The 16664-nt window shown below is 71.6% G+C and carries 12 protein-coding genes and 1 pseudogene; 3 read left to right on the top strand and 10 right to left on the bottom strand.

Going from position 1 to position 16664, the window contains the following annotated elements; translation table 11 throughout:
- Positions 1–82: 82 nt before the first annotated feature.
- From ACZ6Z8_RS01200 to ACZ6Z8_RS01225, 6 genes are read right to left on the bottom strand one after another with little or no spacing between them, the layout of a single operon-like run.
- Positions 83–967 (bottom strand): amidohydrolase family protein, encoded by an 885-nt coding sequence (locus ACZ6Z8_RS01200; RefSeq protein WP_465605005.1) that lies wholly within the window; start codon positions 965–967, stop codon positions 83–85.
- A complete protein-coding gene (locus ACZ6Z8_RS01205; RefSeq protein ID WP_465605007.1) occupies positions 964–1329 on the bottom strand; it encodes an L-rhamnose mutarotase in 366 nt (121 codons plus the stop codon). The genes ACZ6Z8_RS01200 and ACZ6Z8_RS01205 overlap by 4 nt, the downstream gene beginning before the upstream one ends.
- Complete coding sequence (locus tag ACZ6Z8_RS01210) at positions 1326–3302, bottom strand: DUF8034 domain-containing protein (RefSeq protein ID WP_465606289.1); 1977 nt, start codon at positions 3300–3302, stop codon at positions 1326–1328. The genes ACZ6Z8_RS01205 and ACZ6Z8_RS01210 overlap by 4 nt, the downstream gene beginning before the upstream one ends.
- Before the next feature lie 35 nt (positions 3303–3337).
- Entirely contained in the window at positions 3338–4246 is a 909-nt protein-coding gene (locus tag ACZ6Z8_RS01215) for a carbohydrate ABC transporter permease (RefSeq protein WP_465605010.1), read from the bottom strand.
- Positions 4247–4301: 55 nt separating this feature from the next.
- Positions 4302–5210 (bottom strand): carbohydrate ABC transporter permease, encoded by a 909-nt coding sequence (locus tag ACZ6Z8_RS01220; protein ID WP_465605012.1) that lies wholly within the window; start codon positions 5208–5210, stop codon positions 4302–4304.
- Positions 5207–6568 carry an ABC transporter substrate-binding protein gene (locus ACZ6Z8_RS01225; protein ID WP_465606291.1) on the bottom strand — a complete coding sequence of 454 codons (1362 nt, stop codon included), beginning with the start codon at positions 6566–6568 and terminating at the stop codon, positions 5207–5209. The genes ACZ6Z8_RS01220 and ACZ6Z8_RS01225 overlap by 4 nt, the downstream gene beginning before the upstream one ends.
- A 362-nt stretch (positions 6569–6930) precedes the next feature.
- Between ACZ6Z8_RS01225 and ACZ6Z8_RS01230 the strand changes: the two genes are divergently transcribed.
- Positions 6931–7734: a FadR/GntR family transcriptional regulator gene (locus ACZ6Z8_RS01230; protein WP_465605015.1), complete on the top strand. Its 804-nt coding sequence runs from the start codon at positions 6931–6933 to the stop codon at positions 7732–7734.
- A 69-nt stretch (positions 7735–7803) separates the two neighbouring features.
- Here ACZ6Z8_RS01230 and ACZ6Z8_RS01235 read toward each other — a convergent pair.
- Both ACZ6Z8_RS01235 and ACZ6Z8_RS01240 read right to left on the bottom strand, forming a co-directional pair.
- Positions 7804–7989, bottom strand: a pseudogene (locus ACZ6Z8_RS01235) (glycogen debranching protein); the annotation flags it as partial.
- Positions 7990–8111: 122 nt separating this feature from the next.
- Positions 8112–9674 (bottom strand): ricin-type beta-trefoil lectin domain protein, encoded by a 1563-nt coding sequence (locus ACZ6Z8_RS01240; protein ID WP_465606293.1) that lies wholly within the window; start codon positions 9672–9674, stop codon positions 8112–8114.
- Between the two features lie 569 nt (positions 9675–10243).
- Between ACZ6Z8_RS01240 and ACZ6Z8_RS01245 the strand changes: the two genes are divergently transcribed.
- On the top strand, positions 10244–12478 hold the full coding sequence (locus ACZ6Z8_RS01245; protein WP_465605018.1) for an alpha-L-fucosidase: 2235 nt from the start codon (positions 10244–10246) through the stop codon (positions 12476–12478).
- Positions 12479–12608: 130 nt separating this feature from the next.
- On the opposite strand, the gene ACZ6Z8_RS01250 is transcribed toward ACZ6Z8_RS01245, so the two are convergent.
- Together ACZ6Z8_RS01250 and xylB are read right to left on the bottom strand one after the other, a co-directional pair.
- A complete protein-coding gene (locus tag ACZ6Z8_RS01250) occupies positions 12609–13826 on the bottom strand; it encodes an ROK family transcriptional regulator (RefSeq protein ID WP_465605021.1) in 1218 nt (405 codons plus the stop codon).
- A 12-nt stretch (positions 13827–13838) separates the two neighbouring features.
- Positions 13839–15269 carry a xylulokinase gene (gene xylB, locus ACZ6Z8_RS01255; RefSeq protein ID WP_465605024.1) on the bottom strand — a complete coding sequence of 477 codons (1431 nt, stop codon included), beginning with the start codon at positions 15267–15269 and terminating at the stop codon, positions 13839–13841.
- A gap of 93 nt (positions 15270–15362) precedes the next feature.
- Here xylB and xylA point away from each other — a divergent pair, with 93 nt between their 5' ends.
- Complete coding sequence (gene xylA, locus ACZ6Z8_RS01260; protein ID WP_465605027.1) at positions 15363–16535, top strand: xylose isomerase; 1173 nt, start codon at positions 15363–15365, stop codon at positions 16533–16535.
- Positions 16536–16664: the final 129 nt, after the last annotated feature.

Genomic DNA, 16664 nt, shown 5'->3' on the forward strand with positions numbered 1-16664 from the left:
CGGCCGGAGCCGTGTCCAGCGCCCGGGCAGCCGTGTGCCGCGCAGCAGGTGTCGCCGTCGTCCGACGTCGCTTCGGTGAGGGCTACGCCTGCGGAGCGAGCCGGTAGAAGGCGGTCGCGGTGCCTGCGAGGATCGCCGAGGTCTCGTCGGCGGAGCAGTCGTCGAGCAGCTCGTCCACGGTGTCGGCCCAGCGGTTCCAGCCGCCGGCGAGGTTCGCCACCGGCCAGTCGGAGCCGAACATCAGCCGGTCGGCGCCGAAGGCGTTCAGCAGGACGTCCCACACCGGGCGGATGTCGGCGGCGGTCCAGGTGTGGTGGTCGGCCTCGGTGATGAGTCCCGACAGCTTGCAGACCACCTGCGGGTGCGCCGCCAGCCGCCGCAGCCACTGCTCCCACTCCCCCAGGTCGCCGCCGGCGATGTCCGGCTTGCCCGCGTGGTCGAGCACCAGGGGCAGGTCCGGGATGCGCTCGGCCAGCCGGACCGCCTGGTCGAGCTGGTGGCTGCGGACGAGCACGTCGTACCCGAGAGCGCGGTCCCGGACCGCGGTCAACCCGCGTTCGGTGTCCGGGCGTTGCAGCCACTCCGGGTCCGTCTCGCCCTGCACCAGGTGGCGCAGGGAGCGGAGGTGGCTGCCGCCCGGGCCGGCGAGCAGCCGGTCGAGCTCGTCGCCCACGGCGGGGGACGTGAGGTCCACCCAGCCGACCACGGCCGCGATCAGCGGCTCATGGACGGCGAGTTGGAGCAGGTCCTCGGTCTCGGGGACGTCCGGTACGCACTGCACGGCCACCGTGCGGCCGAGCCGGCGGCCCGCCACCGTGCTGGTGGCGGTGGCGCGCAGGTCGTCGGGGGTGAAGGTGCGGCGGATCGATGCCAGGTCCGGCTCGTCGAGCCAGGGTTGCGGGCGCTGGGCGAGGTCCCACAGGTGGTGGTGGGAGTCGATGAGTGCGGGGGGCCGGCTGGAGGTCACGAAGGCTCCGGTTCGGATCGGTCAGGGATGGGGTCGGGCTCGCCCTGATGCCAGACCTCGGTGAGTTCGGTCCACTGGCGGGAGTCGCCGCGGTCCGGCCAGGGCTCCTGCAAGGGGTCGGTGAGCTTCCACCACTCCTGGGACACCGGGTCGGCTTCGAGCGTCGCCATGTCGGTGTCGAAGTCCTCGCCGTGGTACTCGAAGTAGGAGAACAGCACGTCGCCGTGGAGGAAGATGCTGAAATTGCGGATGTTCGCCCGGTGCATGGCCGCCTCGACGCCGGGCCAGACCGCGGAGTGGAGTCGGAGGTACTCCTCGCGGTGCTCGGGCCGCAGCCTGATGGTCTGGGCGAGGCGCTTCACCCGGTTCCCTCCTCCGGGGCTGCGAACGGCGAACGGTAGCTGGGGGTGCGGGTACGGAGCTCCAGTCGGAGCGTGAGCCGGATGCGGGTGGAGGCGGGCAGCCGGACGGTCAGGAAGGCTCCGTCGCAGACCGTCTCCGACTCGCCGACGACCGGCTCGGTGTGGCCGTAGTCGTACATGTCGCCGATCCAGCCCTCGTCCGTGCAGGTCGTGTAGCGGACCGAGGTGATGGTGTGCTCGGCGAACGCACCCGCCTGGACGACGACCGTACGCTCCGCGCCGGGCGAGAGGTTCACCAGCTCGACGGTGGTCGCCTCCGGGTCGATCGAGGTGACCAGGGCGGCCACGTCGGCCGGCAGGCCTGCGCGGCGGGCCTGCGCGTCGTGGTAGCGCAGCCGGGCCTGCTGGAGGCCTCCGTTGTAGAGCACCTGGGGGCCGCCCCAGGTGAGTTGGACGAGGGCCTCGGTAACCACCGGGTTGCACTGCTGCCACACGTGGATGTCGGCCTCGTCGACCTCCAGGTCCCGGTAGCGCGCCATCCGCCGCAGGCGGTGGCGGACCTGTGCCTGGGCGGCGGCGAGGATCCGCTCGGGGTAGTGCGGGTCGTCACCGGCGAGGAAGGCGAACCAGGCCTTCTCGTGCCCGGACTCCTCCTTGGCCCGGAACGACCGCACGGTGCTCCAGTCGAGGCCGTCCGCCTCGCGCAGCCGTTCTATCCGGGCGCGGTCGGCCTCGGAGGCGGTGTGGTGCCACAGCGCCATCGGCACCGGCAGGGTGACGGGGTTGTAGTCGAACCAGCCCGAGTCGTTGCGCCGGAACGGCAGGTGGAGCGTCGGCTTGCCGGCGTCCTCCGCGAGTTCGACCGCCCACTTGGACCGGAGGCTGGAGTCCGCCTCGGTGAAGGGCATCGGCTTGGCCCGGGAGATGAGCTCGTCGAGCGAGGTCCCGACCATCGCGAGGTAGTCGTCCTCCCCGGTGGACACCGCCGCGGCGATCGCCGCCACGCAGGCCGCGTGGCCCACGCTGTGCCAGCCGTGCGGCCAGGACCAGCCGTAGTGGCCGCCGTACCAGCGGCCTTCCAGCAGGCCGCCGACCTCTCCGTCCGGGCTGACGTTGTCCGGGATCAGACCGCCGTTCGCCTCGGTGCGCTCCCGCCAGGCGCCGACGTACTCGACGATCCAGTCGCGGTAGCGCTGCTCGCCGGACAGGATCCAGGCGTTGAGGACCAGCCCGGCCACGGCGAGGTTGACCGCGGTGTCGCCGACACCCATCCGCTCGCGCATCTGCGCGCCCAGCCGCGGGTCCGAGTCGAGCGGGAACGGGCCGTCCTGCGCCTCGGGGAGCCATTCGAGCGGGTAGCCGTAGGTGTCCGCCTCCTTCTGCAGCCACGGGTAGACCTCGCCGTCGCTGACGCCCCGGCGGTCCGGGTCGCTGCCGTTGTGCGGGCGGGTGACGATGCGGTGCGCGGGGTCGTAGTTGCCGTGCACCGGGTCGACGTACAGCTCGGCGAAGCGCAGGGCGCGCTCGGACCAGCGCTCGGGGTCCGCCATGCACAGGAAGTAGAGCAGCAGCAGGCTCTCGCCCTGGTGGAACCAGTCGTAGCCGCGCTCGTACTCGTCGCGGAGCATGTCCAGTTCGGTGAGGTGGGCGGTGACCCCCTCCCAGTGCTTGGCGCTGGCGGCCAGGAGGTCGTCGGCGCCGCCGAGGAGGTACAGCTGCGGCCAGTTGAAGAAGACCTCGTAGAAGTCGTCCACGCCGTCGCGGGTGGTCAGCCGGCCGTGGTAGTTCAGCCGGCCGTCGGGGCCGGTGAAGTCGCGGGCGAACTGCCGCCAGCCGTGGTCGAGCAGGTCGAACAGCGCGCGCTGCGCCGGCGCCCAGCCGGGCGGTTCGAGCAGCGGCACCGAGGCCTGGATCTCGGCCGGGGAACCCGTGGCGTCCTCGCCCGGGGAGGGGTCGGTGGAGCTGAGGGACATGGGGAGGATCTCCGATCGGGAGAACGGCACGGTCGTCATTCCTTGGTCGCCCCGGCGAGCATTCCGCTGACCAGGAAGCGCTGGGCGAAGAGGAAGACGACCAGGACCGGGGTGATGGCCACCAGGGTCGCGAGGGCCAGCTGCGGGCGCTCGACCGCGAGCGAACCGGCGGTCGGGTTGAACTGCGGCACGCTGCTGAGCAGGTTGCCGACGCCGACCTGGATCGGCATCTGGTCGTCCTGGGGGAGCATCACGTACGGCAGGAAGTAGTTGGTCCAGTTGGCCACGAAGCTGAAGAAGCCCACGAGCGCGATGACCGGCGTCGCCAGCGGCAGCGCCACGTGGCGGAAGACGCCGAGTTCGGAGCAGCCGTCCATCCGTGCGGCCGCCAGCAGGTCCCTCGGTACGGCGGTGGTGAAGTAGATGTATGTCAGGTACACGCCGAACGGGTAGAACGCGTACGGCAGGACGATCGACCACATGGTGCCGACCAGGTGCGCCGCGTTGACCTCCAGGAACAGCGGCACGACCAGGGTGGCGCTCGGCATCAGCATCACGACCAGGGTCGAGACCAGCAGCAGGCGGCGGCCGCGGAACTCGGTCATGGCCAGCGCGTACCCCGCCGGCACCGACACGCAGAGGGTGATGACCAGGGAGATCACCGCGTAGAGGGCGGAGTTGCCCAGCCACTGCAGGATCGCGCCGTCCTGGAAGCTGCTGAGCGCGTCCCAGTTGGCCTTGAGCGCCTGCCAGGAGCCGAAGGACAGCGGGTTGTCGTGGACCAGCTGCTGGTCGGTCTTGGTCGCCGCGAGGAGGAGCCAGAGCACCGGCAGCACGAAGAACACCACGAACACCGTGAGGACGGAGCCGGTCAACAGCCGGTACGACGCGTTCCGTACGGCCCTGGGCGCCGACCTCGGCGCCCGGTGCGGAGCTCGGCTCATGACGTTCGGTTCCCGTTCCGTGGGTGGTGCGGCGGCCAGGGGGGTGGCGGGGGTCTCAGTCGGCATCGAAGAACCCCGACCGTGCGACGAACACACCCGCTACCGACACGCTGACCACCAGGAGCTCCATCGAGACCGCCGCCGCGCCGTTCACGTTGTTCATCTGGAAGGCGAAGTCGTAGGTCAGCTGGTTGAGCGAGTAGTCGCGCCCGGCCACGCCCACGCTGGCGAGGGAGAGCAGCTGCGGCTCGACGAAGAGCTGCGCGCCGCCCGCGAACGCGAGGATCACCATGTAGACGATCCACTTGCGGAGCATGGGGATCTGCACGTGCCAGGCGGTCTGCCAGGCGCCCGCGCCGTCGATCCGCGCGGCCTCCAGCACGTCCTGCGGGATGTTGTTGAGCGCGCCGTACATGACGACGATCCAGCCGCCGGCCCCGGTCCAGAAGGCGATGGCGGTGAACAGCGCCGGAAGGTTGCCGGGCGCGATGACCTCGCCGAACGTGTCGAAGCCCAGCATGCCCAGCAGCGCACTGACCGGACTCACCGTCGGGTCGAGCATGAACAGCCAGACCAGCACGCTCGCGGCGCCCGCGAGCGCCCCGGGGACGTAGTAGAGAAAACGGAGCGTGCGGCTGATCGGCCCCGAGGAGAGGCGGTGCAGCAGCAGCGCCAGCCCCACCACGAACACCACCAGCGAGACCAGCCAGAACAGCAGGTAGAGCGCGACGTGGCCGATCGCGTCCACGAAGCGGAAGTCCTGCGCCGTGGAGACGAAGTTGGCGAAACCGGTGAACGAGCCCCCGGAGTCGGTGAAGGCGAAGTAGACGGCGTAGCCGGTCGGGAGGACGCCGAAGGCGACCAGCAGCAGCGCGTAGCCAGCGACGAAGGCCAGGCCGGCCCGGCTCCCGCCGACGCCGTTGCGGCGCCGGCGGGAGCCGGCCGAGGGAGAGGTGAGGGTCACCGCGAGACCTTGTATCCGAACGACTGGGCGTGCTTGACGATCGAGTCCTGCCAGGCGGGCAGCAGCGAGGTGATGGTCTGCCCCTGGGTCAGACCGGGCTTGACCGTGGCGGCCCAGACCGCTTCCTGGCTGAACTGGCCCGAGCCCCAGCCCGGCCACACCTGGGAGGAGGCGTCCTTGAGGGCATTGAGGTCCCCGACGAAGTAGCCGGCGGTGGCCTGCGCCTTGAGCCACTCATCCGCGGCGGGTGCGTAGGCGGGGAATCCCGGGGCCTTCCCGCCCTGGTAGGCGTTGTCGGTGGTGACCCACTTGAGGAAGTCGGTGGCCGCCTTGAGGTGGGTGGAGTGCTGGGACACCAGCCAGGTGCCGCCGCCGACGTTCCCGGTGGCCGGCTCGGTGTCGCCCTGCCACTGGGGGATCGGGGCCACGCCGATCGTCTTCTCCGGGACCTTGAGCGTGTCCCGGAACACCGCGCCGCCGAACCAGGCCGGACCGGGCATGAGCAGGACCTTGCCGGCCTGGTTCTTGGCGAAGTCGGTGCTGAACACGCCGCCGATGGACATGGACTTGTTCTTGATCAGCCCGTCCATGAGCGTGGCCATCCTGGTGCAGTTCTCACCGGTGGTGTTCACCGAGACCTCCTTGGGACCGGTGATGTGGTTGGCCCCGCACTTGCTCGCCCAGAGGTAGATCTCGGGAGCGAAGGAGTCACCGGCGTCGCCCACCAGGTAGCCCGGGTGCTCGGCGGCCACCTTCTCGCCCAGCTTCTGGTACTCCTCCCAGGTCTTCGGGACGGTGTAGCCGAACTGCTGCATCAGCGGCGCGTTGTACCAGAGCACGGCCTGCGAGAGGTCGTTGCGCAGGCAGTAGACGGTGCCGTTGACCGTGCACACGTCGTTGGCACCCTTGGCGAAGCCGTTCAGGGTGTCCGCCGGTATCAGGCCCTTGTCGAGCGGCGCCGCGAAGCCGGCGTCGACCGCCCAGGTCGTCTCGTTGTTCTGGGAGCTGAACACGACGTCGGGCCAGCCCTTGCCGGTCCGGTTGAAGAGCTGGACCTTGGTCTGGAGGTAGTTCGAGCCGTTGGCGTCGCCGTCGTAGGAGACGATGTCCAGCTTCACCTCCGGGTGCAGCGCCTGGTACTGCTTCGCGGCGGCCACCCGGGTCGCGTCGACCCAGACGGTCAGTGTGCCGTCGGACTGCGCCGCCTGGGCGAAGCCGTCCCTGGTGGTCTTGGCGGGAGAGCTGCTGCTGCAGGCGGCCACGGTCATCACCAGGGACACCGCACAGGCGGCGAGCAGCACCGCTCGTCTCTTGCCGGACGCTGCTTCCCGGCGGACCGGAGGCTTGTTGACAGTCATCATCGACTCCACTGCAGAGGCCCCGAACTGATCGGGAGGTGGGGGAAGGGGGACGCGGGACCGTCCCGGTCCCGCGTCGGATGCCGAAGGGCAGCCGGTTCCGCTGCCGCCCTGGGAGACAATTAGCCGCCCTATCGAATGGACCGTCAAGAGTTCACACAGTCTTATCCAGACTGATTTCGGACCGCGCATCGAAGCCTGTACGGCAGTTGTGACGCTTTTTTACCCGTCTGTCCGCTTACCTGGGCCAGTTCTCGCCACGAAGGTCGGCGGAATGAGTAGTACTCATTGCCAGCTGCGGTAAGCTGAGCCAGTCGCCGACGCCCAACCTCCTGGCGCGCCCCACCTCGAAGGCAGGACAGATGAACGACACGCCCACGCCCCAGGGCGAGCTGCCCGCGCAGGCCTCCCCCACCGCCGGGGCGGCGGCGAACGGACCGGGCGGCGAGGAGCGGCGCGACTACCGGCCGGGGTACGAGATCGTGTCGGAGCAGATCCTTGAGTACATCGCCGAGGCACGCCTGGTGGCGGGCGACCGGCTCCCCACGGAACACGACCTGGCCAAGACCCTGAACACCAGCAGGGCCGTGGTCCGGGAAGCCGTGAAGATCCTCTCCGCGCTCGGCCGCGTCCGGGCGCACAAGGGGCGCGGCCTGTTCGTCTCGGACGACGAGGGCATGCTCATCACCAGCCGCTGGGGCGGTTTCTTCCGCCCCGTCGACCTGGACCACGTCCTCATGCTGTTCGAGTTCCGCAAGGTCCAGGAGACGGCTGCCAGCAGTCTCGCGGCCACCCGGGCCACACCCGCCGAACTGCGCACCATCGAGGTCGCCGTGCAGCAGTGCCGGCACGGGGTCGTTCACGGCCAGGTCGACGTCTTCAACCAGGCGGACGACGACTTCCACACGGGCGTGGCCACCGCCGCTCACAACACCTTCCTGCTCAGCGCCGTGCGCGACGCCCGCAGGCTGCAGCGCCAGTCCAGCGCCATCGGCATCCACGACGTGCTCAGCGACGGGACCCGGGCCGCGGTCGAGGAGCACGAGGCGATCTACCGGGCCATCCGTGACGGCCGCCCCGACGAGGCCGCCGCGGCCACGGCAGCGCACCTGGACCGGACGCTGGAGGACTACCGCCGGGAGATCCAGCGGCGCCTGTTCGGCTAGCGGCCGCCCGTTCGCAGCGCGGGGTCCGGCACGATGCTGGACCCCGGGGTGCGGGCGGCGACGGCACGGTCAGACGACGGCCGCAGGGTCCAGCGCGCGGCGACGGGTGTGGGCCTCCGCCAGCAGGAGGTCCGCGGCGGCGGTCCAGGTGTAGGCGCGGTCGCGCAGTCCGGCACCGGTGAGGGCGTCGAAGTTCTCGGCGAAGCCGGAGGTCCCGCACAGCGAACGGAAGCGGGCGCTGACCTCGTCGGCGAGGTCGGTGAGGTGGCCGCGGATGCGACCGGCGCCCGCTGACGGTGCGTCGGCCCGGCCCCCGGCGGCCCGGAGGAACCGGGCCGCCGGGGGCTCGTCGAGCCGCCGGCGCGGCTTCGTTCTCGTTACCCGCGGCTCCACTGCTGGTTGCTGCCGCCGTTGCAGGTCCACAGCTGGACGAGCGCGCCGTTGGCGGTGGAGGCGCCGGAGACGTCCAGGCACAGTCCGGACAGGGCGTTGGTGATGGTGCCGTCGCTGTTGACGTTCCACTGCTGGTTGGTGCCGCCGTTGCAGTCCCAGATGATGGCCTTGGTGCCGGGCGAGGCCCCGGAGCCGTAGGCGTCCAGGCACTTGTTCCCGTACACGCGCAGTTCCTTGGCGGGGTTGAGGGGCCACTGCTGGTTGTTGCCGCCGTTGCAGTCCCAGATCTCGGTCTGCAGGCCGTTGGTCGTGGCGGCGCCCGGCACGTCCAGGCAGCGGCCGGAGCCGGTGCCGCGCAGCGCGGTGCCGGCGCTTCCCCCGCCGCCCGGATTGGTCCCGGTGCCCCAGCCCCACTGGAGCCGGTCGAGGCCGGATCGGTTGGTGACGGTCAGCGAGAGGTTGGTGCCGCTGCCGTTCAGGGAGGTGACGGCGCACGAGGCGTTCTCGCACGGGCCCGGACCTCGTGTCTGGGCCGCTTCCTTGACGCCGGTCCACAGGACGGAGCCCATGCCGAGACTGCGCACGGTGTCGGTGATGGCGTAGAGGTAGGACAGGTCGTTGATGCCGTCCTTGGGACCGTTGTAGTTGACGCCGGTGTTCATCGGGACGCCGAACTCGGTCACCAGGGCCCGGTCGGCGTGGCCGCAGAGGTTGTCGGTGAAGTCCTTGACCCAGTCGGCCTCGGTGGTGTGGCTGTCGCCGAACATGCCGTAGATGTGGATCGACAGCAGGGTGCCGGACAGCCGGGAGTCGGAGCCGACGGCGCACAGGTTGAGGTCGGCCGAGGAGCCGGGCACGATCACGTGGCCGTGGGGCAGGTCGGGGTAGCGCGCGAGCCAGTTGGCCTCGAAGTCGGTGAGGTCGGTGGCGCTGTAGTTGTAGGGCTCGTTCATGATGTCGAAGTAGAAGTTGCCGCGTGAGCCGTACTTGTTGATGACCGTGTCCCACATCTGATTGAAGGACGCGACATCACTGACCTTCCCGCCCTGCAGCCACGGCGCGACGATGACGTTCATGCCCAGCGCGGTGGCCGCGTCCAGCGCCGCGGTGTAGCTGTTCCACCAGGGCCCTGACGTGGTCGCCGCGTTGAAGCCCAGCCGGACGGTGTTGGCGCCGAGTGCCTGGAATCCCTTGAGGATCGCCGTGGACTTCACGTAGGTGGTCGAGTAGTCGTCCGAAGTCGACAGTCCCACGGGCACGTTGGGGCCGGTGATGAAGTTGTCGTCGGGGTCTGCCCAGTTCACGCCGTGGAACTGGCCGGTGGCGGTTGCCGCCGGGGTCGCCTGCGTGGTCGGCACGGCCTGCGCCGCGCCGGCGGTCAGCAGCCCCGACAGGACCAGGGCCATGGCCGCAAGGCCGGCGATCGCGTGCCGGGCGGCCCGCCGAAGGCTGCGGCCGGTACGCGGGCGGCCTCCGGGGGCGGTCCGAGAGTTCGCGGGCTCGTCCGTCACCGCGTCTTTCGAACGGCGGAGGAAGTGCCGGATCATCGTGTCCACGCGGTCTCCTTGGGGGTGGGGTGGAGCTGATCGGGCGGAGCGTGAGCGCTGACCAGGACGGTCTCGGAGATCCGCGGACTGCCGGGCAGACGCGCGGAGGATCTCCGGGTGGTCCAGCCCCTCGACCGGAGGGGAACGGGGGCAGTCGGCTTGGTCAGCCCCCGGCCGCACCCGACGTCCGCCGGGCATGCCCCCATGGAGATATCACGCCTCCCTGGGCGCCAAACATCCTATGTGTGTCGAGCGGTCGTCCAACTCGGCACGGAGGGGACAGATCGTCAGATTACGCCTCCATATCACCTGAACCCGCCTCCGAGCCAGGTCAGTGGCCCTGTCGAGCACTCATAGACATCCCATGTATCGCGGGCGAGCAGCTCGCCCTGTCCGATGCCTTGACAGTCGTCACGAGGCTGCCAGAATCGGCTGAGCCGCTTCTGTTACCGCTCACATTTCGACGCCTTGCAAGCGGCAGGCCGTGTCGAGCCGCACGGCAGGCGGCTGCCCGGACTTCGCTGTGGCGGCCCGGAACACGTCCCCCACCCAACGACGGAGGTCCAGCCATGGCGATCAACAGACGTGTCTTCCTGTCGAGTGCCGCCGGCATCGTTGCCGCCGCGACGGCGAACCTGACGATCGGTACGGCGAGGGCGCTCGCGGCTCCGTCGTCCTACTCGCCCACCTGGGCCTCGGTGGATCAGCACCCGCCGGCGCCGGAGTGGTTCCAGGACGCCAAGTTCGGGATCTACTTCCACTGGGGCGCGTTCAGCGTTCCGGCGTACGGCAGCGAGTGGTACCCGCGGAACATGTACATCGGCGGGAGCGATGTGAACAGCCATCACATCGCCACCTACGGGGACCCGTCCGTCTGGCCCTACAACAACTTCCTCGACGGGGCCCGCGACAAGGCCGGCAACTGGGTGCAGTTCGCGCCCAAGCTGGCTTCCCAGGGCGGGAACTTCGACCCGGACGCCTGGGCCCAGCTCTTCGTGGACGCCGGCGCCCGGTTCGCCGGGCCGGTGGCGGAGCACCACGACGGCTTCTCGATGTGGAACAGCACGGTCAACGAGTGGAACTCGGTGCAGCGAGGACCGAAGCTGAACCTCCTGCAGATCTTCCGCGACTCGATCCGGGGCAAGGGCCTGAAACTGCTGGTGGCGATGCACCACGCCTACAACTACAACGGCTACTACGACCACGCGCCGGCGCAGCCGACCGCGAGCCTGCAGAAGCTCTTCGGCCAGCTGGGCACCACGGCGGAGAACCAGCTGTGGTACGACAAGCTCAAGGAGGTCGTCGACCTGGCCCAACCGGACATCCTGTGGGAGGACTTCGACCTCTCCAAGGTCGACGAGACGCAACGCCTGAACTTCCTGTCGTACTACTACAACCAGGCCCTGGGCTGGGGCCGGGAGGTCGTGGCCACGTACAAGGACGGCTACGACAACCTCGGCGAGGTCTTCGACTACGAACGCGGCGGCCCGGGCGACATCGCGAACCCGTACTGGCTGACCGACGACAGCATCAGCAGCTCCAGCTGGTGCTACACCGTCGGCATCGGCTACTACTCCACCCAGCAGATGCTGCACGCGCTGATCGACCGGGTCAGCAAGAACGGCAACATGCTGCTCAACATCGCTCCCATGGCGGACGGGACGATCCCCCAGGGACAGAAGGACGTCCTGCTGGGCATCGGCGACCACCTCCACCGGTTCGGCGAGTCCCTGTACGCCACCCGCGCCTGGACGGTCTACGGGGAGGGTCCGACCAAGATGGGCGGCGGCTCCTTCACCACCCCCGTGGCGGGCACCAACAAGGACTTCCGGTTCACCCGCACCAAGGACAGCACCGTCCTGTACGCCACGGTCCTGGGCTGGCCCGGGAGTTCCACGACCATCAGCACCCTGGCGAGCGGCCGCATCGACCTCGGCTCCCTGACCTCGGTCCAGTTGCTGAATCCGACCGCGGGCACGTACACCAGCCTGCCCACCCCGACCCAGGCGAGCGACGGCCTGCACATCACCCTGCCGTCGTCCTCGGCCCCGTTCAGTGCCCTCGCCTACGTGCTCAAGTTCACCTTCTCCGGTCAGATCCCCGTCCTCCGGCCCGGGGGCACCGGCGTGGTCACCGCGTACGGCGATGTCTCCTACGCGGGCACGGCGGCCGCACTGGTGCTGGGCGGCTACACGGCCGCGCAGCTGCAGAGCGCGGGTCTGGCGGCACGGACCATCTCCTCCGTGCGGGTGCCGGCAGGCTACCAGCTGGTCGGCTACTCCGGCGACAACTTCACCGGGACGGCGTGGACCTTCGGCGCGGACAACCCCGACCTGCGCAACACCGGCAACAACGACGCCATCACCTCGCTGAAGGTGATCTTCGATCCGGCCGCCTACTTCCGGATCAGCAACGTCACCGACGGCCTGGCCCTGGACAGCGGCGGCAACGTCGCCTACGGCAGCAACCTCAAGCAGTGGACCTGGAACGGCAGCCCCAACCTCCAGTGGCAGGCCGTCGACCTCGGCAACGGCTACTACAAGCTGGTCAACCGCACCAACGGCATGGTCGCCGACGGCTGGGGCGCCACCGCCGCCGGGTCACCCGCGCAGCAGGCGACCTGGAACGGCGGCACCAACCAGCAGTGGCAGATCACCGACCGCGGCAACGGCCTGTACAGCATCGCCAACCGCACCACGGGCCTGGTCCTGGACGGCGGCGGCCAGGTCGCCACCGGCTCCGTCACCAAGCAGTGGGGCTGGAACGGCAGTCCCAACCTGCAGTGGTCCTTCACCGCTCAGTAGGTCTCCGGGCGGGCGTCCTACCGGCAGTTGAGGACCCCTCGTCGGACTCCCGGCCGGGACTCCCCCGGCCGGGAGTCCGACGAGGGGCGGTCCGACGAGGGGCGGTCCGGCGACGGGCGGTCCGGGGCCGTCAGCCGAGGGGCAGCAGCGTCGGATCCGCCATGATCCGGCGGACCGTCGTCAGCGCCGCGCCCAGCAGCGGCCCCCGCCGCCCCAGCGCGGAACGGCGCAGCGCCTCCGGGTCCCAGGGCCGTACGGTGACCCGGGCGGCCAGTTCGGCGCGTACGGCCGGCAGCAGCCATTCGGCGAGTTCGGCGTAGGCGCCGCCGAGGACGAGGGCGTCCGGGTCGACGAGGTCGACGGCCGAGGTGAGGGCGAGCCCCAGGGCGCGCCCGGCGCGGTCCAGCGCCGCCAGGGCCGGCGCGTGCCCGGCGCCCGCCCGTTCGGCGAGCAGGGCGATCGCGTCGCCCGGGCGGTGCTGGTCGAGGCCGGACTCGTGCAGCACGGCCGTCTCGCCCGCGTACTGCTCCAGGCAGCCGCGGGCACCGCAGGCGCACTCCGGTCCGTCCGGGTGCACCGGGAGGTGGCCGAGTTCGCCGGCGAAGCCCCGGGCGCCCCGGAACAGCCTCCCGTCGATGACCAGGGCGGCGCCGATCCCGGTGTCGGCGGAGACGTGCACGATGGTCTCCGCCTGCTGCCCGGTGCTCCAGTACTCGGCCAGCGCGCCCAGGTTGGCCTCGTTCTCCGGCTCGGGCACGGTGTCCCGTCCCGGCCAGTGGTCGGCGAGCCGGACACCGCGCCAGCCGAGGTTCGGCGCGCGCTCGACCAGGCCGCCGGGGTCGTTCGGCACCACCCCGGGCACGGCCAGGATCCGGCCCTCGACGCGCAGCCCGAGGGCCGCGGCCTCCGCCTCCGTCGCGGCGGCCAGCGCCGCGACCTCCGCCAGCACCTCCCCGGCGGGCCGGCCCGCGTTGGACCGCTCCTCCCGGCGCCAGACGCGCGGCTCGCCCCGCAGGTCCACCACGCAGGCGCCGAGGTGGCCGACGCCGATCTCCAGGCCGAGGCCGGCCGGCCCCTCGTCGCTGACGGTCAGCGCCCGGCCGGGGCGGCCGGGGCGGCCGCTGGCGGTGGCCGCCGCCTCGGTGACCGCCCCACGCCCGATCAGCTCGTCGACGAGCGAGGAGACGGCCGCCCTGGTCAGCCCGACGCGGCCGGCGACGTCCGCGCGGGAGAGCGGGCTGTGCGCGGCGACCGCGCCGAGGACCACCGCGAGGTTCTGGCGGCGCATGTCCTGTTGCCAGGCGGGCCCGCTCTCCGCGTTCCTGCCCGCCCTGCCGACCACTGTCACGCGCCGCTCCTCCTACCGGTCCTCGGCCGGAGCACCTTGCAAGGCTCCGGCCCGACGCAGGGTATCGCCGATCCGGATCAGTGCGTCGTCGTCCTTCTCCACCGGGTCCAGCACCGGGCCGCGGGCCGTCCGCCAGCGGCGGGCCACCTCGTCGGCGGTCTCGCCGGTGAGCAGCGCGGCCGCCTGGGCGGCGGCGCCGAGCGCGACCAGTTCCTGCGCCTCGGGCACCTGGACCGCCCGGCCGGAGAGCCGCAGCACGGTCCGCTGCCAGGCCTGTCCACGGGCGCCGCCGCCGATCAGCAGCAGCGGCTCGTCGCCCGCCGGGTCCGCGCCGCCCGCGCGCAGCACGCCGTCCAGTGCGGAGAGCAGGGCGTGGGCGGCGCCGTCGTAGGCGGCCTGGAGCAGCTGGCCGGGGGTGGTGTCGTGGCGCAGTCCGTGGATCAGGCCGGAGGCGCCGGGCAGGTCCGGGGTGCGCTCGCCGTCCAGGTAGGGCAGGACGACGGCGGTGCCGCCGTCCTCGACCTCGTCGCGGCCGCGACCGAGCAGCACGGCGATGCGGTCGACGGCGAGGGTGCAGTTGAGTGTGCAGGCCAGCGGCAGCCAGCCGCCGAGGGCGTCGGCGAAGCCGGCCACGGTGCCGGTCGGGTCGGCGGGCCGGGAGCTGCCGACGGCGTAGACGGTGCCGGAGGTACCGAGGCTGAGCACCGGCTGCCCGGGGCGGAGGCCGAGGCCGAGGGCGGCGGCCATGTTGTCGCCGGTGCCGGTGGCCACCGGGGTGCCCTCGCGCAGCGGCGTACCCGCGCGGACGACGCCGGCCCGGGCGCCCGGTGCGAGGACCGGCGGCAGCAGGGCCGGGTCGAGGCCGATCCGGTCGAGGACGGACTTGTCGTAGCCGTCCGGGCCCCACCAACCGGTGCCCGAGGCGTCGCCGCGGTCGGTGGCCGCCTGCCCGGTGAGCCGTTCGGTCAGGAAGTCGTGCGGCAGCCGGACGGCGGCGACGCGCTCGGCGGCGGCGGGCTCCTCGGCGCGCAGCCAGGCCCACTTGGCGGCGGTGAAGGCGGCGGTGGGGACGCTGCCGGTGCGGCGGGCGAGTTCCGCCGCGCCGTAGGCGGTCCGGAGCTCGGCCGCCTGCGGCGCGGAGCGGACGTCGTTCCAGAGCAGGGCCGGGCGGACGGGTGCGCCGTCGGCGTCGAGGGTGACCAGGCCGTGCTGCTGGCCGCCGATCGAGACGGCGGCGGCGCGGTCCGCCCAGCCGGTCGCCGCAGCGGCCTCGCCGAGGGCCCGCCACCACTGCTCGGGGTCGCTCTCGCGGCCGGCCCCGGTGCTGACGGTGTGCGGGGCGCGGCCCTGGCCGAGGACGGTGCCGGTGTCGAGGTCGACGGCGAGGGCCTTGGTGGACTGCGTGGAGCTGTCGAAGCCGATCACGACACGTTGTGCGGGCATGCGTTCCTCCGGAGGGGTTCCTTCTGACGTTCCGGCATACTAGTTTGTTGAGAGCCATTACAAACACCCCTGGATCCGATCCGGAGCCGCTCCATGTCCAGCGACAGCCTCACCCCCACCCCCGCGCACAAGTTCACCTTCGGCCTGTGGACCGTCGGGTGGCAGGGACGCGACCCCTTCGGAGACGCGACCCGCCCCGCCCTCGACCCGGTCGAGACGGTGCAGCGCCTGGCCGGGCTCGGCGCCCACGGCGTCACCTTCCACGACGACGACCTGATCCCCTTCGGCTCGGACGAAGCCGCTCGCGAGACCGCCGTCAAGCGCTTCCGCGCCGCGCTGGACGCCGCCGGGATGAAGGTCCCGATGGCGACCACCAACCTGTTCACCCACCCGGTGTTCAAGGACGGCGCCTTCACCGCCAACGACCGCGACGTGCGCCGCTACGCGCTGCGCAAGACCATCCGCAACATCGACCTGGCCGCCGAGCTCGGCGCCTCGGTCTACGTCGCCTGGGGCGGGCGCGAGGGCGCCGAGTCCGGCGCGGCCAAGGACGTGCGCACCGCTCTGGACCGCTTGAAGGAGGCCTTCGACCTGCTCGGCGAGTACGTCGAGCAGCAGGGCTACGACCTGCGCTTCGCGATCGAGCCCAAGCCCAACGAGCCCCGCGGCGACATCCTGCTCCCCACCGTCGGCCACGCCCTGGCGTTCATCAACGCGCTGGAGCGCCCCGAGCGGGTCGGCCTCAACCCGGAGGTCGGCCACGAGCAGATGGCCGGGCTCAACTTCCCGCACGGCATCGCCCAGGCGCTGTGGCACGGCAAGCTGTTCCACATCGACCTCAACGGCCAGTCCGGCATCAAGTACGACCAGGACTTCCGCTTCGGCGCGGGCGACCTGCGGCAGGCCTTCTGGCTGGTCGACCTGCTGGAGACGGCCGGCTACGACGGCCCCAGGCACTTCGACTTCAAGCCGCCGCGCACCGAGGACTTCGACGGCGTCTGGGCCTCCGCGGCCGGCTGCATGCGCAACTACCTGCTGCTGGCCGAGCGCTCCCGCGCCTTCCGGGCCGACCCGGAGGTGCAGGCCGCGCTCGCCGCCTCCCGCCTGCCCGAACTGGCCCTGCCCACCGCCGGGGACGGCCTGGCCGGCCTGCTCGCGGACCGCTCCGCCTTCGAGGAGTTCGACGTCGACGCCGCCGCCGCGCGCGGCATGGCCTTCGAGCAGCTGGACCAGCTCGCCCTGGAGCACCTCCTCGGCGCCCGCTGACCCTGGCCGCATGCGTCGGGGCGGGGGGGGGGGGGGGGCCCCCCCCCCCCCCCCCCCGCGCCCCCCCCGCCCCCCCCCCCCCCCCCGGGGGGGGGCCCCCCCCCCCCCCCCCCCCCGGCGGGCCCGGCG

The organism is Kitasatospora sp. NPDC101108 (genome assembly GCF_055584725.1).